This is a genomic window from Pseudomonas sp. LAMO17WK12:I10 (assembly GCF_900215185.1).
Taxonomy (GTDB): domain Bacteria; phylum Pseudomonadota; class Gammaproteobacteria; order Pseudomonadales; family Pseudomonadaceae; genus Aquipseudomonas; species Aquipseudomonas chlororaphis.
Map to the genome: position 1 here is coordinate 1 of NZ_OBDX01000026.1, position 20252 is coordinate 20252.

The 20252-nt window shown below is 49.6% G+C and carries 10 protein-coding genes; all 10 read right to left on the bottom strand.

Annotated elements, in window-relative coordinates:
* Positions 1-237: transposase (locus CRO75_RS24340; protein WP_143504032.1), on the bottom strand; the 237-nt coding region annotated here is incomplete at its 3' end.
* A 369-nt stretch (positions 238-606) separates the two neighbouring features.
* Positions 607-8382 carry a phosphotransferase gene (locus tag CRO75_RS24350; protein ID WP_097138737.1) on the bottom strand — a complete coding sequence of 2592 codons (7776 nt, stop codon included), beginning with the start codon at positions 8380-8382 and terminating at the stop codon, positions 607-609.
* A 49-nt stretch (positions 8383-8431) separates the two neighbouring features.
* Positions 8432-8716: a hypothetical protein gene (locus CRO75_RS32645; protein WP_143504037.1), complete on the bottom strand. Its 285-nt coding sequence runs from the start codon at positions 8714-8716 to the stop codon at positions 8432-8434.
* Positions 8717-8738: 22 nt separating this feature from the next.
* Entirely contained in the window at positions 8739-9494 is a 756-nt protein-coding gene (locus tag CRO75_RS24355; protein ID WP_143504041.1) for a hypothetical protein, read from the bottom strand.
* Positions 9495-9568: 74 nt separating this feature from the next.
* Positions 9569-10153, bottom strand: coding sequence for a Pvc16 family protein (locus CRO75_RS24360; RefSeq protein ID WP_204856412.1), 585 nt, complete (start codon positions 10151-10153; stop codon positions 9569-9571).
* 15 nt (positions 10154-10168) lie between these two features.
* Positions 10169-12286, bottom strand: coding sequence for an AAA family ATPase (locus tag CRO75_RS24365; RefSeq protein ID WP_097138742.1), 2118 nt, complete (start codon positions 12284-12286; stop codon positions 10169-10171).
* A gap of 150 nt (positions 12287-12436) precedes the next feature.
* Positions 12437-13882, bottom strand: a complete 1446-nt coding sequence (locus CRO75_RS32650; RefSeq protein WP_143504044.1) for a contractile injection system tape measure protein — start codon at positions 13880-13882, stop codon at positions 12437-12439.
* A gap of 126 nt (positions 13883-14008) precedes the next feature.
* Entirely contained in the window at positions 14009-15010 is a 1002-nt protein-coding gene (locus tag CRO75_RS33150; protein ID WP_204856413.1) for a tail fiber protein, read from the bottom strand.
* 105 nt (positions 15011-15115) lie between these two features.
* Positions 15116-17929, bottom strand: coding sequence for a hypothetical protein (locus CRO75_RS24375; protein WP_097138745.1), 2814 nt, complete (start codon positions 17927-17929; stop codon positions 15116-15118).
* A complete protein-coding gene (locus CRO75_RS24380; RefSeq protein WP_097138747.1) occupies positions 17922-20123 on the bottom strand; it encodes a hypothetical protein in 2202 nt (733 codons plus the stop codon). Before CRO75_RS24380 ends, CRO75_RS24375 begins: the two co-directional genes overlap by 8 nt.
* Positions 20124-20252: the final 129 nt, after the last annotated feature.

Genomic DNA, 20252 nt, shown 5'->3' on the forward strand with positions numbered 1-20252 from the left:
CATCAGTGCCAGCCAGACACCTTTGCGTGACCATCGGTCATAGCGGACGTAGACTCGGTGCCAGTGACCATAGCTATCGGGCAGATCACGCCAAGGGGAGCCGGTTCGGGCCACCCACAATACGGCTTCAACAAATAGGCGGTTATTGCGGGCAGTGACACCTCGGTCGCTGGCTTTTCCCGGTAGTAGATCCTTAATGCGCTCCCATTGATCATCGCGCAGCCAGTAGAGCCTCATCCCGCCCCCAAATGGTTAAGGGTATCGAACGACTCAAATCACCTCAAAATGAGAACACCCTGTAGCAATCAACTCGTCTCCCCCACCTTGAACTTCGGTAGCTCTGTATCGAGACTCGCGCCGCCCAACATGCTGTGCTTGGCAGCCTTGACCGTGAAATTGCCGGCATACCCAGTTTAATGTTGCCGCCCTTGAGGGTGAGTACCGGGACGAGGCTCATAAATAGATGATGCAGTTCCATCCGGGAGCACGGGTAAGCTTCGATTCACCAATGGTGAACGCCTGTCCGGTACCGTCATGAAGTTCAACCGTAAGAACGTCACAGTGGTAACCGACAACGGCCAGCACTGGAATTTCGCCTACACCCTCTTACCGCCGGGCCAAATGCCGGTCGGACAACTCACGTACCGTTAGCTTTACCCCGGCTGCACTGCCTTGAAGCTGTAAATCTACATTCTCTAACGCCCCAGTATTAATTTCAGACAGTCTATATTTTGGCTCACCCGAGCCATAGGCGACATACTGATCGCCCATCTCTTTCGTGCCGACAGTCTGCCGCATCGCTTTTTTCAGATCGTTCGCTGATGAGTAGCTGGAAAGGCCGATATTGGGGTCGTAAAAGTGAAAGGTCTTTACTGCCTGGGTGTCCACAGTCACACCCACCATCATGGCATGGTTCTGCGAGTCCATGCTAAACAGCTTGGTCCCAGTGGCTCCATCCACAGTATCGACAATCGCATTGACAGTACCTTCGCTGTCAGCGGCAAACTTTATGGGCTTGAGGTGTGCCTGTATGCTTGTTCCATGCAGTACATCCAACGCCGGAATCATTTGCGACGCCCCTGTCTGCGCAGCAGCGCGATAAAGGTTGTCGAAAAACGTTTTGGCGTTTTCGTTCTTAAGTGCTACTGCAAGACTTAATACCAAGGGCATACACCGCCCCACTTCAGTAGCGTCCGCTGCTGTTAATAAAAATCCTTGGGGGGCCATTATCATCTGCGTACTACCTAACTTCAATGCTTCACGATACTTGGCCGCTACCGAAATCGAGGTCTGAATAATTCTTTTCCCGCGGGCGCTTTCAATGAGACCACTCATCACCCCTCGCTGTTCGGCATTTAGCGAGCGCGGAGGATTGTTAAAAAACTTTGTCAGCTCCAACTCTGAAAGATCCTTATCGACCCCATCTATTTCAATGGTCTCATACCCAAGCTTACCTCTATTAAAGTCATTAGGTTTTCTCCTCTTAAGCGCCTCAACTTGAGTGAGATATCTCTTCCGTTCCGTCGCAAGCTCTTCCAATTGAGCGTGGTTCAACAGCGTCGAGGGTGCGCCCAGACGAGTCTGCTCGGATCTCAGGCGGTCGCGGATTTGCCTATCAAAATCACCAAACACATATTTCAACTTATTTCGCATCGTTGTTGCCTGTGTATCAGTTAATTTCTCTCCAACAGGCTTAATATCAGCATCATCAAAATCAATCAATTTAAATGTTTTTGTTTTAGAGTCATACATGATATTGCCAAGATTGAGATCGTTATGCACTATGCCATTATTTACTAGCGTATCAACCAACTCATTAATAACTTTGTCAAAGTCTGCCTCCCGAGTCAGTTCCGCGATAACGGATGGATCATCCTTGGCTATCAGCGCATCCAGTGCTTCGCCAGGAATACGTTTCAACTTGATTGATACTTGGGTTTCGAGAGGGTTCTTTGTCGGAAAAACCCATACAGTGGCCGTGTCTTCTCCATATAAACGCCTGAACGCTGCCTCATTATTACGAGCCTTTAGCATTCGCCCTTGACGTTCGGCGGTCACTACGGAAGTGTAATCTTTAACGACATAGTCTTGATTATATTCATAAACCTTGCATATACTGCCGCTAGCAATGGGTTCACGATTTCTATAGTTGGTATCTATCTCCTGCGTAGGCAGGGTAGTCACCGCCTCATGCATTCTCACCAAAAGCCCAAAATCATTGCGTGAAATTCTTGTTGGGTCGAAATCCTCTAACAATAAATGTGTTGATTCAATAAAATTGGCGACATTATCAATTTCGGTGAGCGGGACTTCGTTAGCCTTTTTGTCAAAGCGGCTTTGTAGGTCCTTAATACTTGGAACCTCTATCCCGATACCAAAGTAGTTAGACAGTATCTCCTCTGCCTTCTTCATAATGCTATCGCGCGTCTCAATATCATTACTTTGCTTGGCTTCTCCCCACGCTTTTTTAACATAAGCGAGGGCCTTGGAGTGATCGCCCTTAGATAATTGGCTAGCGGCGGATTCGAGCTGATTTTTTATATATTTTGTTGTGCCCGACAAGAGAACAGTCAGCCTGTCTCGCCCCCCCCCTTTGGCCGCCAAATTCAGATGAGTACGCCATTCCCCACCAATGAGTTTAACCGGTGCTGCATAGGCAAAACGTCCGGGGTGCTCAGGATTGACCAACCGCCACGTATCATTGGTGCTGTCCCAGATAATTGAATAGGTCTTTCCATTTTGTTCAATATAATACTTACCGTCGATGCAATAAGTATTATTAAATCGCGTATCAATAGCTCCACTCTTCGCTGTGGACGTATTGATATCGCTTACAGCCCAATTGGAATTTAGTCGCCCAGATGTTAGGTTCTCAGTGTTTGAAATGAAGTCACCTGTGAACTTGTATGACATCGCCGCTACCGCATGCGGTCCCAGAGCGCCCTGCTGGATACCTGAATTAATGGAGCGCAAGAGTCCCGTAATGGGAAAAGGTTGAACAAGCTCAATCATCTCCTCCGCCAGGGTTTTCGCTATGCTGCCGGCAGCTCTGCCAAACAATTCAGGCACCTCCTTCATAACCGCCCGCCACAAGCCAATGGAGCGAAGTCCCTGAGCTTGATACTTTGCAATGGAGGCCTGAATCCTGGTACCCAACTTTTTAATACTTGCGGCTGAGCCTACCCCAACAGAAACCACCATCATGATCAAATCTACAAATTCTAGAACCAACCTCGGCCAGTCCATACTGTAACTTTCGTCGTTAATTTTGCGATGCAGTTGACGCACCGCCGGAAGCATGAACAATAACTGCTCCGCCTCAGTTAAATCCTCATAAGAATCACGAAGTACCTTCGAAATATTGTCCAAGCCAAACTTGGCTGCAGCTGCCACAACAACTGATAGCTTATTGCCATCAGAGAAGCCAGAAAGATCGCTCTCCTTATTAGTCGAAAGATAATAATTGCGCATAAGAACCGGGGATTTATCAATAGCACTCTTAACCACTGATGGTGCACCAAGGCCATACTCAAAGAAAAACTCAAAACTCTCAAGATAGTGGTCAATCTGATAATTATTACTTCGTCCATAATCAAGCGGTTTTTCCAGTATCTCGTTGTACAATGGCCCAGAAATGAGGTAATTAACACACCTAATGGACAACTCGCCACACAATGTCGAAACAACAACAACCGAATTATCAAAAAGCTGGATAAATGTCAATGTACCAGGAAGCTGATACCTCCCGCGCCGAAGGTCTCCTACAACATGATAGTTGCGAACTTTTTTAACCGGATGCGCCAAATACTTTGCAGGCAATCCGGTTATTAGCAGTGCAGCATTGGCAAATACTTTTGATTGATAGTCACTGAACTTAGATCGATAGTCTGAAAACTGTTTATTATATGCTTGATCTATTGTGTTATCACACTGGGTAAACTCTCGGTATCCCCTTATCATAGGGTTATATACCCATCTACTCCTGCAACCCCTATCACTCTCAGCAATATCATTTCGACGTTTAACATCAGTAAGTGTTTTAAAGCCCTCAGGCCTATCGCCTTCGTCTACAAAAAGTTCGGCAGATAACCGCGTTTTCGCCTCTGTATAGTCGTTCATTAGCTGCAGCGGATTGAGCGTTTCGAGATAGTCTAGCTCTAGATAATTTAACAGTCGATAGGGATAGCTTGGATCTCGACGTTGCTTGTCTTTGTTTGCAATGATTGCGTATATGACAGCCTCCGCCAGAGCGATAAACGCCTGGTCTTGGGCGGTTGGAGGTTTGTCAAAGACCGACTTGTTTCGGGGCGCCTGCGTACCATTTTTTTTATGGAGTAACGCACGCGCCCTACTTTGCGCAAACAAAATGTCTCGATAGTCATTCTTCGTTTCTACGCTCTTAAGGCCCCTTAAATTAAGCAGACTTGAAACTTCAATCAACCTTCTTCGCCCAGCCATCAGCTCCGAATTATAAAGCTTGGCCACCTCCAAAACCCTTAATTCTTTTTCTTGTTCAGGCGTGTACGCATCACGGGCTTCGTGCTTTATGAGCATTTGACGCCACGACATTTCTATATGCTCTGTTCTTGCTTGCATGTCCGCAGTAAACTGCGGCTTCAGGTCTGTATTTTTGGAAAAGTCCACAAGTCTGTATAATCGCCTCTGGAATCGATCATTCATTCTAGAGATATATTCCACACACTCCTTAATAATAACATTATCACCCTCAGCAGGGGTAACGACTTGCCCGATATTCGCCATCGGATGCATGCGGTTAAGTACTTTATAGAAAAGCTCGGTATCAGAAGATGTCGAATTTAACGTTTCAGAATACAAACTCGCCAGTACCACGTCCGCATCAATCTTCAATTCCTCCCATACTTGACTCGTATTGTTTTTAAGAAAATTCACTACATCAGGATCGTTACTGGATGCTAATAGCTCCCCGACTTTAGCTTTTTCAATCAGTATTCCCGGAACACGACTTTCGAATGAAAAGTCCTTATAATGCTTTGCCAACTGCGCATCCAGGTATCTATCCATTAGTATTAAAAACTTGCCATAACTAATATGATTACCACTAAGCCTAGAATGCCGGAGAATCCCTCTCGCCAAAACCGCCATATCAAACATCACGTATCCGTTTGGATTATTAAGATTCGTATAGTACTCATGAATCTTGCTGCCGTCAGGGTTTCTTGTTTTCCATTCCTCCTCCTCCTCCTCCTCCTCCTCCACTTCCACCGCCCTTTTTTGTCTATGAAGTTCAGAAAGAGAGCTTTCATTATGGACAAGACTATCAACATTAAGAATGATATCCATTTCTTCCGGAGTGAACCCGAGGTCTGCAGTAAGTGCGGGGTCTTCAGAGATGGCTTTAGACGCGGAGTAGAAATAAATGGCTGCCGCTGCAAGCAATCCCCCTCCCCCCATTCCCATAAGCAATGGAACTTTATAGCGATTCAAAGTATTGATTTTCGAGTTCTGAACCCTTACCTCATTGAGGTTGCTTCCCCCACTGCTGTCTTTATCCGACAAGGCAGGCGTTGTCTCAGTCTCGAGGGCTTGCTCAACATCAGGTTTAAGATCACGGACTAACCCCTCCCCTTCCCCTTTCCTTTCGCTGGCAGAATCAACAGCAGATTTTGCAATAGCGGCCCGACGGACTTTCCATGTCAGATAGGCTGCCCCAACCAGCAGGGCAAGTCCCAGACCGCTGGCCACTTTCAATCCCGTGCCTATAAAGGAGCCCTTTTCGCTCAAAAGAGCTTCAATATCCAACAGCTCAAATTTCTCACTCTCTTCAACACTAGTATTAGCACCTCCAGCGGCTTCGATCTGAGGTCCTTCTAATAGTTTCGAGACAACTACTGGATGTTCACGCCTCTCAGGTGTTTCTTGCATCGCTGTTGACAATTCGACATCGGGCTCAGCCGATATCTTCCTGCCCTCTATGAAATCAGCTATTCCAGGATCTTCATGCAAGGATTTCTGATTAGCTTCGGATGCACTCGCGTACAGTTCCCATGCTTTTTCAGCATCGCCACTGTTTAGCGCTTGCATAATGTGGCCCGATGTAATTGAAATCGGCGTGGCCTCAGCTCCCGGAAACACCAGTGGATCTTTGATGTTAGCTATAGCCTCACTGACTTTACTCGTGATTGCGGTGATGCTGCTTCCAGCAGCGCTCATGGCTTCGGTCGAACTCTGAACCGCGGTTCCAATGGAGCTCCAGGCATTGCTGGCAGCTTCGCTGGCACTGTCCAGCCCAGCGCTGAGCCCCTCGACAAACCGGTTCGCAATCATGCTTTCCAGTTGTTGCCCCAGCTGTTGCAACGCCGGGCTGTCCGTCTTCTGGATAATTCTCATCACGTGGTTTATCCACTCCAGCCAGGAATCTGCCGGTGGGAGACAGTAGATGTCCCGACTGATCCCTAGTAGACCTGGAAGCAACGGGATCATCGCGGTGAGCAGCCCTCCACCAGTCTCGGCCAGGCCGGGCCAGTATTGCCCCAAATCCTGAGCCACTTGCCCCAAGGCCTCTTCCTGGACCGATCGCTCCGTATGCTGCAAGGCGCCATACACCGCCTTCGCCAGGCTCAGTTCGATAAAGCGGTTGTACAGCCACTGTAATTGCGGAACTTCCTGGGCACTCTTGGCGGCCCACTGCAACGTTTTTTGCCAGCTGCCTCCCCGGGGGAATTGACGGAGCCAGCCCACGGTCTTGGCGGCACTCTGCAGCGATGGCGGTAACAACTGGGTAAGGTGCTCCGGATGCGCCTGAAGTTCTTCAATAAAACGGTTAAGGGTCTCTTCCCAACTCAACCCGCTCGGCTGCCGCCAATACCAGTCCCACACATCCAGCACAGGGCCATAGCCGGTGCCGTAGCTGATTGCGCCTCTGATCGCTTGCCCTAGTGATTGCCGACTGACCAGGGGGGCAATCAGTCGCTGCAGCTTTTGCCTGACCGATTGATTGGGGTCTGTCAGCTGAAGCAAGGCCTGGAACAAGGCCAGCGAGGTGCTGTCACCAGCGAACTGTTGCTTGATTTGTTCAATGACCGGTTGCAGGGGGGACTGCTGGATCAAAGCTTGAGCAGCAGGATCGTTGAGTTGCTGCAGCAACCAGGCCGCCTGCTGGCCAAGCGCGCTGTCGGCCGGGTAACTGTTCAACTGCCGCAACCAGGGCAGGATCTGCTGCAGCAAGGTCAGGGTTTCCGGGGAAAGCTGCCGCCTGAGCACCGCCAGGAGCGAAGGCGTATCCATGACTTGAGATAACCAGGCCATTTTTAGATCAAAGGAAGCATCCAGCCCCAGAAAACTCGCTTGCAGCTCACCCACCTCGTGAACGCCGGTGCTGACGCTTGTCAGTACGTCCTTTACCTGCAAGAAGAGTTGTTCCACTCGCGTAATGCTCTCGATGAGTACCCGTGGCGCCAGGTCACCGCCCATTTGACGGTCCGTCAGAACTCGCTTGACCACGTCCAGATAATCTTCGAAAGGCGCGCTCTCAGGCAGGGCCGCAAAGGCCTGCAATGAAGCGATGGTCTGGAGGATGGGGGGCAGGGAAGCGCTGAGGGTTTGCTGCACGGACTGGGGGAGCGTACGTTTAACCAAGGGTTGATCCAGTAGACGCTGTAACTGAACGATACCCCGTTTAACCCGCTCAACCGTCTTCGCCTCATCGCCGAGCGATATCCGTTGCAGCTCGTGAATCAGTTCGAACCCCTCAAGTACCTGCCTGATTACTTCACGCCAGTCACTTGGGACTATGTGCTGCTGTTGGCGTAATAGCTGGGCCAGCCGTTCTACCTTGGCAAAGGCCGTGAGTTGCTTATCGGTGTAAATCCCGCTCACTTGTTGCCAAATATCAGTAACCGCTGTCGCCCTTTCCAGTAAGTGTTTCGACGTAAGGAGCGTGGCGCGCGTCAACAGGTGAGTCAGCAGCTGTTTGGCGACATCGGGGGGCGAGGTGTCCTGCTCTTCAAGCGCGTCATACCAGGTATCTTCCTCCAGGATAAAGTCATCACTTGCCATGCCGGCAGACAAGTCGGTCAAGTCCTCTACAGAGGCAGGCTTGGCTGCCGCCGCCCTGTTTGTGCTCGGCAGCATTACTGAACGACCGCCCAACACCCCATAGGACGCCCCGCCGCCGCCCTCATCACTACGAGATAATTCTTCCCATGCTTGCCGAGGGGGTTCTCGCGGTCCAGTGCCCGAGCCCGAGCCCTCTGGAGACTCAGGAGTCCCAGCATCAATTAATAACTCAGAGGAATCGATCCCCAAGTTATTATTATCTTCAAGGTCCTCATAAAGGTCCTCGATTATGACCTTGTGCCCCCCCCCCTTAGACCTAGGCTCAGACTTGTATTCACCGTGCATCTCTCATTACTCCTGAAGGTAAACCTGATGTGGTAACCTCTCGAAAGCGCTAACAATTTCCTTTTTTATATATCCCTCTATTGGAGTGAGTGACAAGATCCGGGCCAGCAATAATTGGCGCCAAACATGCAATGCTGTCGGCATTATTGATATAAGCAAACATTTTTTCGGAGAGATCACTATGAAATAGACGAATAGCATTATCACCGCCTAGCTCGACACCAAGGGTATCCGAAGTCAAGTCATTTGCAAAGCCCTCGACGTCCGCTAATTGCTCAACCGTTAGTCCGCTGACAATTTGGCGCTGAGCCTCAATCACACGATCAAGATCCATTTTTTTCTGTAGTAGCGCGAATTTACTTCTTCATATTGAAGTCCGGCATTATACCAGTAGTCCTTCGCATCCAACTCTTGATGTACACTTCATGGATAAATGTCAGCGCACGCTGGCAAGTAACCTGATCCTCAAAAAAACCCAAGCCGACATGCAGTCGTCTATGTGGATCGTCAACTTGTACCGAGGCACGAGCTTCCACATTACTTGAGTGAAGTATCTGGTTTCGGCGCTTGCCTGCAAAGTCGATCAGCGCGCCCCTTAAGGTTAAATCGTCTTTTTCCAGTTGGCGGGCAAAATCACAAAAATCCAAAATATCGTTGAGGCCTTTCTCTTCGACACCAAAAACTTTACTAGTGTCTTGCTCCACGCGCCCACCTGGTTCAGCTGTCCGAAGCTGAGCAATCGCAATATTCAAAATATCTATTGCATAATTCAAGGCCTCTAAAAACTCTTGTCTGTCGTCACCATGAAACTCGTCAAAACCTCTAGCAAGCACATCACTCTGAACCCCGCCCTGATAAATACTTTCATTGAACGCCTCCTCAAACTTATCACCCGCCCCTTGATACTTAGGCGCTGCCTTTAATGCCGAGGTATTCTTTTTCCGATACGACAACAGTGACTTCAACGCACTGGACAACTTGGCAGTGGCCGCTTCACTGTCATCCGCGGGAGCATCTTCGTTGCTTTCAGTATGAACATCGGGGCGCTGAGAAAGTGAGCGTCCCTGCCGCTCGGCACTGGCACCTTTTTTGATAGGCATATAACTTGGCATCACATCCACCTTATCGATTCTGGACACTCAACCCGGCGATCGTCGCCTGCCTCCTGCCTCGCCATTCGCAATCGTTAACGAGGCTTTTGCTCAAGATCAATCTCGGTACTTTCAACTGCTGCGATGACATCATTTTTGTTGGTCAAGGACACAGGAACAGTCACTGCATAATTAAGCAATAACCGCGGTCTGTTGCCCAAGGACTGCCAAAAGCTCCCCAAACTGAACAAACCCTCATCCTTGGGGGGGATGACCCGGGTATAGGCACCGGGAATGCTGGGTAGTTGTCGGTTATTGATTAATGCGTTCAACACCTGATTCATCACCAGCATGGCCTGGTTATCCGGCGCGCCACTGGGACTGTCATTGCTGACCGCCTGACTGCTGTCCCAATAGGTAATCAGATAATTGCAGCATACGTTCACCTTGGCCGGCTGCAACACACCGCCGATGTAAGCCCTTGATTCGCCCATTTTCAGTTCCAGATCTTCATAGATGTCATAAAGAAACACACTGACTACGGGTTCAGGAGGCAGATTTTCCGGATCTGGCAAGTCAAAACGAACCGTAACGTCGGAATACAGATAGCCGGTTAATGCCGTCTGCAAGGCCTTATTGACCTCTATTACAATCATGTTTGAATCAGTCTGTGCAGGCATGACTAGATCTCCCGTCTATGGTGCCAGTCGGCCGATTTTGGCCAGTTCTCGTTTCATCGCCCGCTCGATGTGCTGATTGCAAACGCACGGAGTGCACTCATCGGTTGCCAGCCAGGTCGCCAGTAACGCAATGTTCCGGATATTGGCTCCAGTCAACTCAGTGCGCATCGCCAGTTGCTTGAAATCGACCTCCTCGGCGATGCTGATTTTTCCTGGCCAGATGCTTCGCCACATCCGCTCACGCTGTGAAACATCGGGGAAAGCGAAGCGGGTGATGAAGGTAAAACGGCGGCTAAAGGCGTCGTCCAGATGACTGCGGTTGTTCGTCGCGAGGATTACCAGGCCCGGGTAACTTTCCAATCGCTGCAGGAGATAAGACACTTCAATATTGGCGTGACGGTCCTTGGCATCCTTGACAGCACTGCGTTTACCAAACAAGGCGTCGGCCTCATCAAAAAACAGTACCCCAGCATCCGCTTCAGCCCGATCGAAAATGAGCGAGAGGTTCTTTTCGGTTTCCCCGATGTACTTACTCACCACCGTGGCGAGGTCGATCTGGATCAAGTCAACCCCCAGTTGTCCAGCAATCACCTCGGCGGCCATGGTTTTACCGGTGCCAGAATCACCATAAAATAGCGCGCTGATCCCGGTACCATAACCAACCTTGGCGCCGAAACCCTGTTCCAGCACGAAACTGCGGTGTTTGGTGGCGACCAGAATTTCGGTCAACTGCTGGTGTAACTCTTCACCGACGATAAGATCATCAAAAGTACGTTTGGGCTCACTGCGCCGTGCCAATTTGCCGAAGTTTTGTTGTGAGCGCAGACGAAAGGCTTTTCGTAGGTCAGCGTCACTGAGTGGCGAATCCGGATCGCGCAGCATTCGGTAATGCGCTGCTTCCTTGAGCACCTGTGGCAGGGTGTGCGGTGTGAAATGTTGCCGCTCACAGAATGCTTTCACATTAAGACCGGTAGCCGTGAGCGGATCCAGATAACCGCGTAACAAGGCTTCTTTTTCCGCCAGCTCAAGCACCGGCATGTCCACCACGACTTGCTGTACAAGGGACAGCCAGATCATGGGCCCATGCACGTCGCACAAACAGACGACCAGCAAGCCTGGTTGATTCAGCAGTTGAGCAAACCCCGTTAGCAAACTTTTACGTTCCTCGGTCAAGTTATCGAGAGAGCGAACCACCAGGCAGGCAGCGTGCATACGGGTCTCACGCAAGACTTGCGTGAGGAGGTATTGCGCATCCTTGTCATTTTCCGGCAAGCGCGCCATATCAAGTTGTAATGTTTCACGGCCCACAGCCAGGGCTGCGGCGGTAATGGCCATCGCGCGTCCAGTATCCGTGGCGCCGCGCACCATCAACACGGGCTGAATCTCATCACTGCCGGAAAGCGTCTGCGCTTGCAGAGCAGCCATAATAGCTGGCGGGACAGTCCGGATGTGGGAGGTTTCCGGAGACAACCATTCGGTACAGTTCATTAATAACGCCGGCAGATGCCGCTGCCCGGTCAAGTAGTGATACACGCCAATATCGGTTTGAAACAAAGTTTGATTCCAGCCCTCTCCTTGCTGCTCACCTTTTTTTCCGAGATTGAGCAACTGGAAACCCAACAACGGTGACTGGGGTAGAAAGCTTACCTCTTGGACAATCTTCTCCTGAGGAGAGGAGCAGAATAAGGTTAGCGCCAGCTCAAAGCTTAGCCACTTTTTCTGTGGTGTTCCATGCAGAGCTGCGAACAAAATAAAATAGCGACTATCAAAGTACGGCAACAACCCCAACAACAGCACATCTTTTTCGAATTCGGTTAAATCAAATCGCGCCGCTAGCTTATCCAGCAAATAACATTGGTAACTTTTAGTACTAGTCGTTGATGCACTGCTCTCCCAGGGTTTGCACGGTGTGCACCAATGCGGAACTCCCTGCGGAGCGATTATTCTCGCTTCGAGCTCTTCGGCTGTAAGAATAAACGTGTCCAGGGCAGGATTGTTCTGCTGTTGCAACACCTGCCCTGCCCACGACTGCAACAATAAATCAATGCGCTCCAGCTGCCGAAGAAGCTGATCGATATTGGTATCAGCCCAGAACTGTGTGGGCTCCTCGAGTGGCTCAGTTAACTGATACATCAGAAATATTATCCTTATAGCGATAAGTGATTAATATAAGCCGACCCAACTCACCACAAAACCCCACACCCATATGAACCAACATGCTTCGAGCGAAGGCCATCTTCAGCTTAGTGAGTATTTAGTTACTACTCATGGCACATCATTTCATTACTCGACAGGCGGCGCACTCCAATGAATGATCAGCGGTTTTATCAACCAGGGTAGCATCAACATTCCTGTCGGCCATGGCCAATCGGCTAGCAGTACGTCATATACCTGCGGCTCAATGTACAAGGTAAAATCTTCATGACCAGGCACCAACCATGCCGAACGCTGTAAATACAATTGGCGAATATCCGCCCCCCCGAAATGTTTCCAGGCCGGCAAGCGTTGAGGTAACGCCGATAACCACCGCTGCATCACCTCAACGGCATGAGTATCGGGTTGAGTCCACTCCAGCGGCGCATCCAGTGGCAAACCACAGAGCAGTTTATTCAGGGGCATGCGCCATTCGTCATATTTGCCGTCAGCCCAAATCAATTCATCCAGCCAGCAGACTGCATCGACTTGAGCTTGATGGTGAATAAATTTGGATTTTTCCATTAAACCCAGTTGTTCGAATAATCCTGACAACAGCGGCCACAGCAATGTGATACCGCCGTTGCTGACGCTGATGGGTGTCAAGTCAACGGCGCGATGACAATTGACCGTGTTGCTATTGCTGCTGTTATCACGCTTGCTATTCCCCACAGGATTGAGCCTAGACTGTAACCGCTTGTACGTGTTAGCAGTCAAGTGACGTTTGAGGACGCCTCGCACTGATGATTTCTGCCACAACGTCTGCAATCGGGTCGTTAACGCCGGAGGTGTTGCATCATAGTCGCTGAACAATATCACCAGCATTTGTTCATCACCATCTGGTGTAAAAGCCGGTTCATCCTGTCGCAGCATCGGCACAGTGCATTGCGGGTGTAGTTGAAAATAGCGCAATGCACAGAGCCGCAGCGCTCCCGGCGTCACTGGTTCAGTGATGCTTTGTAAATCTACCAGATAGAGGCATAAACGAGTCAGGGTTGCCGGTTGCAGAGATCGGTACAAACGCCACAGATTATGGAAATGCAGGCAATGGCTGGCCAGGATTGGCAAACCGCGTTGCGGTTGCTTCACCAACTCTTCGAGCAGCCAGATGTCCAGCGCGTTCGTGTTGGGTCGATGTTCAGCTGTTGGCCAGTAACCATGGTTCAAATAGTGACTAAACTGTTCCATATTATCGGATCGAGTCTTTGAAACTACAGTCTCCACAGTAGGCGGACCTGCGCGCCCGCCATAACTTAGTAACCGCAGCAACAACAGCTCCTCCAAACGCTGGCAGAAGGTTTTTTCAAAGTCGACCAGCGGAAGCTCACCCAAGTCTAAAATCAACGTTTCCGTTACCTGCAAGGCGGGATACTTCTGGTGCACTCTATCCAACACATCGGAGATTAGTGTGCGCAATCGTCGGTCAAATAAGCTACTGCACTTGTCGGATAAACGATCAGCATGGCATTGGGGCATACCTAAACAAATACGTAGGCGATCCAAACGATGCGCTGAGGTTGAATAAACGGCAATCACTCTAACCTCCTTTAATCGCAGACCAAATACTCACCACTACCGAGTCACGGTGAGCTGTATATGATAAAAGGCTTCCGTTACTGCAGCTGGTTATTTACAATTATAAACCGCATAATGTGCCAACCATTACACCTTCATAATAAATGCCAAAATACAATACGGAGGTACAACATTTATAGAATGATTATGTGGAGTTTGGGAAGCATCATTGGTATGGTTATGCCCTTTATTACCACCCACATTCGATGTCCATGCTAGTCTTGATCGGTCTCTGTTCCAGTCAACATTATCTGTATCTATAGTACCTTTAACTCTATCGTTGTTTTCCACTTTATACGAATAATGCGTAACGTCTGGTGGACTGCCATCTTCTTTCAGCTGTATACCACCTAGATGTTTATGGCTTGGCAATTGCTCCTCATTCAACACCCTGTCATGAATATTTACGATAACGGCTGGAGTAACTGAGCTAGTGTTTGCAAGAAAGGACTTAGCGGTCACTGCTCCGGTCACTTTCGAATTACTGGAGCCACTATCCGCGATAGTGCCACCGAGAATAAAACGGTCCCGTAAATCCGGAGTACCATTTGCGCCATCGCAAAGAACCCAGCCCTGTGGAATATTGGCTCCGTGGAACATCATGATCATACCGGAGGGTAGTATGGTGGGAATATCCACACTGACTCCAGCGCTGTCGACGTTAATTCCTGGTCCCGCTATTACGGCCAATCTACTCTCGGCATCCAACTGCATGCCTAGTCCAGTCCCTCCCAGTTGGCCTGGACTCAAGCCCACTGCTTTACGACCACAATCAGCCACATCGATCAGGTCAGAGAAATTGGTTTGCAGTGGGATCTTCTGCGCACTAAATTTCTCTTTTAGGTCTGCAGTAGGCGGGCCGACAAAGTTGGCGGCATTGGGGATGGTGCCGCCCTCGGCCATGAGGACGGTATCGATTGTTTTACCGGTTTTTTTTAGCCGAGTAGTACCTGCACTACTGGTTGGCGTGCTGGCAATTAGTGCATTTGGCGTATTTTTTGCAAGCGTTGCGGCCTCCGCGCCAGCATCGGGCAGTGTCTTTTTGGTGACTTTTTTACCGACAGTTTCCGCTGTTTTTTTCTTGGTCATGATCGATTCCTCGCTAGCAGATTTAAACCTCTACGCCGACGGCAAGTTTAAAACGGACAGACATGTCCTTACCTGCGTTGCGGCGAATCGCTCTATAATCACACTTCACTCTGAATCCAAAGCATTCGGAGGAACATAAAACAACTCATCCTCCACAATGACCGAACTGTTCCATTCATCATCATTTTCCCCCACTACCTGACTCCGTTGTTCATCGGTGGCAATATGCATTGCGCCAATGCCGGTCAACGACGAGGGTATACAACCCAAGGTCAGCATGCGCATTAAGCTATAGGAAGCATCCCCCAAAGGGGCGCCACTGTTTTGCCAAGTGTTATACGTGTAAGCAAAGTTTTTAAACTGATCATCCGGCAGCCAATGCATCATCATGGAGATATAGGAGGGGAACTCCTCAAGAATAGTGTTCCTCATCCAGGCATTGGTTGCGTTAATATCGCTGGTCAACTGATTCAACTGATCACGCTCGAATACCACACTCACGATAAAAGAGAATCGGTCGCGGGTGGCGTGACTTTCACTATCGAAATACCAGAAGTAACCCCGAGTCCGATCTGCTGCCGGGAATTCTCCTCCGCTTAATTTTTCCACCACCAACGTGCTGGCAATGTTGTCCGCCTTCACGACTTTCACCTTGAGTTCGGTTGTTGTATTGGGTGCATCCGTTGGAAGATCGGCGGAAATACGGTATTTAATCGTCAGTTCATCCTCCTCCTGTACCATTGCAGGATATGGACTCTGGGGCGACGAAGTCAGGCGTCTCTGATCGGAGGATAGAAGACCACTTTGATCGGCGTCGTAAACTAAAGGGTAATTCATGTCCTCCAACCATACCGGGCAATTCTGCCATTGAACGGTATTGGCCGGATCCAGAATTTCCGCCAGGTTGCGCTGCAGTTCTGCGTTTGTTGTAATGCCCACCGAGAAGCTATGCTCATCACTGTTGACACGCGCAATCATCAAAGCGCGGATTGTTTGCTCGATGCCATCTTTAGCCAGTATAAAGTTTATCAGCTGACCAACTTTCAACGGTGCCACACTGGTTTCTGGCATCACCACCGTTAAGTAATCTCCATCGCTCTCCAACTCTTCGGGGATTTGCAAGTCATTGTAGCTAGGGTCCGGATACACTGGCAGAAGAGCTCGATGTTCGACTATGTAAAATGGCAGTTTATCCAAGGGGGCATTTTCATTAAAAATTTCTGCGCCGCCGATGCCAAGACGCGCAGCAATACGTTGTTGCAGTGCCGACACTTTATCAATTCTGATATTAGCGCGCTGATACGTGAGCTTCGTATTCTCAGAAAGGTAACCTTGTTGCGACTCCATAAAGAGCGATGGTGCGATAGTGAAGACTCTCGGGGCTACCTTGCCATTAAAGTAGCCGAGTAAGTAGTCAATATAGGACAGTTCCTTGTCCATATCCGCACTGCACTCCTGCAAGTAGTTTTTGATCGCAGGTGAATAATCTCTAAAAATAAAATCACTGATGCTGGGTTCTGTGAAGGGCCATTGTTCACCCCATACAATATCGTTTTTTGCGCGATCAAAGGCTAACAGATTGGGTAATAGCTCCAGCTGTTTACAGCCATTGGCGAGCAACTGCTCAAACGGCAAGATAAATTGATGAAATTGTATTTGACTGGGTGTTGCCGGCAGCTGCAACAGACCATAGCACGGAGGTAATTTATCAGTTACGGGGTGATAGACAGCGGGGTTGCGCCAGCGGCCATAAGGCAATGTAACCGGCGGATTGAGTACTTTGGGAACAATAGTCAAGTGATCTTCAATTTCCTTGATCGTGGCAGTGCAGTCGATACCATGGGCAATCAATCGCACCACGGTGTCGCTGGCCAATTCCGCAATAGGATCGGCCCCCCACAGACGAGGGTAACCACCGGCTGCGTCGGCGGTCCACTCCCACGGATTATCAGTCGTACTTTGCTCCGTGCCTAAAGTTCGAATGTTTTTGACTCCGTCAATGGCTAACAGCCCATTGACCAGCCGCGCCAAATTGACAGTGGCAGGTTGTTCATAGTCGAGTGCGGGGGGCAGTTGCGGAATCCATCCATTCAGTAAGTAAGGACCCTGATAGATTTGCTCATTATTAAAACCCTGATCCTGTAACTCTTGAGTGGAATAACGATTGACCGGCGGCGTAATATACCGGTTTGTCACGGTATATATATCCGCAAGAATCGCGGCAAAGGAGGTGCTGGCGTCCACATTGTCCTGCAATTCGATTTCCATCTTCACCATCACATCTTTAGGTACCAGCCAGATAATACGACTGATTGCCTCCCCCAGATTACGATGATCACGTAAATAGGCATCCAATACTGCCTGCGCCGGCTGCTTATTCATCTCGGATTCGCGCGTTGCTTGCAAGTAAAGAAAACAATTACCAAGCAGGGACATTTCTATTGAGTCGTCTTCCTCTGGCTCTACGAAACTGTACACACGCTGGTCAACATTATACCAATAGTGGTAACGAGCTTCTTCAGGCTCGCGAACTAAATAGACATTATCAAAACAGAAATAAGCGCCTGCTCCGTCAGCCCAGGTCAGGTCCAGCAAGGCGCGACGATAGTCATCCACCGAAACTGGCCCGCAGGTCAATGCCCTCTGCGGACCAAATTCCGTCGGAAAGATACCACCATCGTCCTTCTGATCTTGAGGTGCCGGGGTCAGCAAATCTGTCAATGGTAGCGACGTGCGATAAGCCACATCAGAGGTGTTGTAGCAAAGAGCCTGCAACAATGTAATGCCTGGATCATGCTCGTCGGTATTGCTCCAACTCGTGCTGGAATACGCCTCGATTGCACGCATTGCCTGCACCAGCAATGACTCAAACTCAATGTAGTTTTTGACGATTGGAAATAGAGCATCATTTTTACTCATGATCTGCGCTGCCCTGCAAATGATTCCCACCACCCTCAATCGGCCAAACAAGAATCAACACTTCATCATCGTTGCCCTGAATCGGTTTCCGAGCGCCATCCAGCGTCAGGCTAGCCACATAATCAACGTAGGTTTGCTGTTGTATCTGAGCGACCACATCGTAATAGTCCAGACTGTTCGCCAGTTTTACACCGCCTACCTGGGATCCAGCCCACGGCATATAGTATTGCTCCAGTGCCAGGCGTAACTCTCGATAACCGTAATCTGGATTCATCCAACCATGAAAACGCACCTCATAGACGATTCGAACATCTCTATAGTTCGGATTTTCGACGGCAATGCTTTGCCACGGTGACGCAAGTCGCTCCAGGTAATTGGCCATCTCATTCAGTCGCGCCTGATTCAACTGTGGACGTAACACATCGGCATTGTCTTTCTCGGCGTTCAACGGAATCACGATCAAGCGTTGCACTCGCTGCGCGGGAACCATTGTTTGGTTGATGCTGGCAGGGATCGCCACATCGAATACCGCTTTGAATCCAGCCTTGAGTATCGCCACCATATCTTGCCAAGTGAGCACTCTGTTTCGATGATCGAGCCGTTGCGCTGATCGCTCGAAAAACGCTTCGGTGGTTTCTTGTGGCCGCCCACCCCACGAATCCCAGGGTTGTAGCGTTTTGGACAGTCCGGCAATACTGGTTAAAGGCTGGCTGATGCTATCGGCCGATAACGGTTGAGCCAAGATGGTTGGATCGAGGAGTGCCGGGTTTTGCATGGTGGCGGTCATGCCATTGGTCACCAACCCCACAACAAATGGATAGTCCGATACACCGGATAGCGACACTCCCGAATCTTCCATGAGCGCACGCAACCAATAACGTCCAGACGGCATACTGGGGGAGCTTACGCTGGCGTCACTCGGAAGAATGGTTGACCATAAACCACTGCGAAACAACCCCGTCGTCTCATCTATGACAGTGGCATCCAGTAATGCCCATTGATTACTCGAATTCAGATACTGCCAGACGATGCTCAACTCTTTGGCCCCCGTCAATTGCCAGAAAAGCGATAGCGTCTGTTGTGGTTGTATCGCAGAAAACCCCAAATACAACTGTGCTTCTGCGACGGGCTGCGAAGCGGTACTGTAACCGAAGGGTGTTAATATATATTGTTGCGGATTGTTCACCGCTGTTGAATTAACTCCCAACTGCTTGATAACCGGTAAACCGCTTTGATCCTCCTCATCATTACAAGCCAACCTGAGCACTGGTAACTCAAAGGTTAACCCATCTAAATCCATAGGTGCGCTGATGGCCCCGACATCAGCCGGAGCCAACAAAAATGTAAACTCGGTATTGGAGGAATCTTTCTTGTCAAACAGCAATGACAACCAGTGGTCGCCGCTGCTCACTTGGGCCACGACCTGGGTAGTAATCGCCTGCGAGAACGTTACATAAAATTTTTCAGCGCCCGGCTCTTCAAGCAGTGATGAGATTACAATGCGCCCAATCAGAATATCTTGATCCTGGTCGTTCTCGCTAAAAAGGCGAAGCCCCGTTTCCGGCCAAGGTTGTTGCGGCTTTTCGTAAGCAATGAATGACTTGGCAACCCCATCTGCTTTGGGCCTCCAGCACCAGCGCAAGTCAGTCCACTGAGCCTGATTGGCCAGTAGATCGCTATCGAGCGCATATTGTATTTTTGCACCCTGTCTATCCTGCCCGGCGGGAAAAAGCGTTCCTGCGGGTATCAAAAGCTCAGTCAGTTTGGTTGATAGCAGAAATGACAGAGCGACTCTCGCGGGCTCGGCAGGCCGTTCACTTAACCCCAATAGTTGCCGGTAATAAAGTTCGCGGTGAGCAAAAGGCAAGTAATTTAACAATGCACGAGGCGTTTCCAATACTTCCAGAAATGCTAGGAGTAGCGCTTCCTGCGGCCACAGCGTACCGCCAGCCAATGCTCTGTTCCGATAGATTTCAGCCAGCTTCGCAGGGTTATCCTCCCCAGTGAAAAAGATACTCCTCCATGTCAACGACGCGTCACTAGAAACTTGAGCAACCTCGGACAGATAAGGAATGTATTGAGTATACTGCTCGATAAATTCCAAATTTGTCTGGATCGTCCGGTTGTCCAACTCAAAACCTTTGGTAGCCACCAGACCCGACAAGAGTTCTTCTAATGCGGATGTATTGGTCATTGTAATTCATCCTATATCTAATAGGTCGCCGACTGACTCGTTCCTTGTCTCATTACATAGAGCGCCTGCACTTAACGTGACAAAAAAGTCTTTTAAATCAACACCTGCAAAACTCATCACAAACGTCTG

Bases quoted from the DNA above. Each gene is read 5' to 3' on its own strand.
- CRO75_RS24350 (WP_097138737.1), bottom strand. From the start codon at position 8,382: ATGCACGGTGAATACAAGTCTGAGCCTAGGTCTAAGGGGGGGGGGCAC.
- CRO75_RS32645 (WP_143504037.1), bottom strand. From the start codon at position 8,716: ATGGATCTTGATCGTGTGATTGAGGCTCAGCGCCAAATTGTCAGCGGA.
- CRO75_RS24355 (WP_143504041.1), bottom strand. From the start codon at position 9,494: ATGCCAAGTTATATGCCTATCAAAAAAGGTGCCAGTGCCGAGCGGCAG.
- CRO75_RS24360 (WP_204856412.1), bottom strand. From the start codon at position 10,153: ATGCCTGCACAGACTGATTCAAACATGATTGTAATAGAGGTCAATAAG.
- CRO75_RS24365 (WP_097138742.1), bottom strand. From the start codon at position 12,286: ATGTATCAGTTAACTGAGCCACTCGAGGAGCCCACACAGTTCTGGGCT.
- CRO75_RS33150 (WP_204856413.1), bottom strand. From the start codon at position 15,010: ATGACCAAGAAAAAAACAGCGGAAACTGTCGGTAAAAAAGTCACCAAA.
- CRO75_RS24375 (WP_097138745.1), bottom strand. From the start codon at position 17,929: ATGAGTAAAAATGATGCTCTATTTCCAATCGTCAAAAACTACATTGAG.
- CRO75_RS24380 (WP_097138747.1), bottom strand. From the start codon at position 20,123: ATGACCAATACATCCGCATTAGAAGAACTCTTGTCGGGTCTGGTGGCT.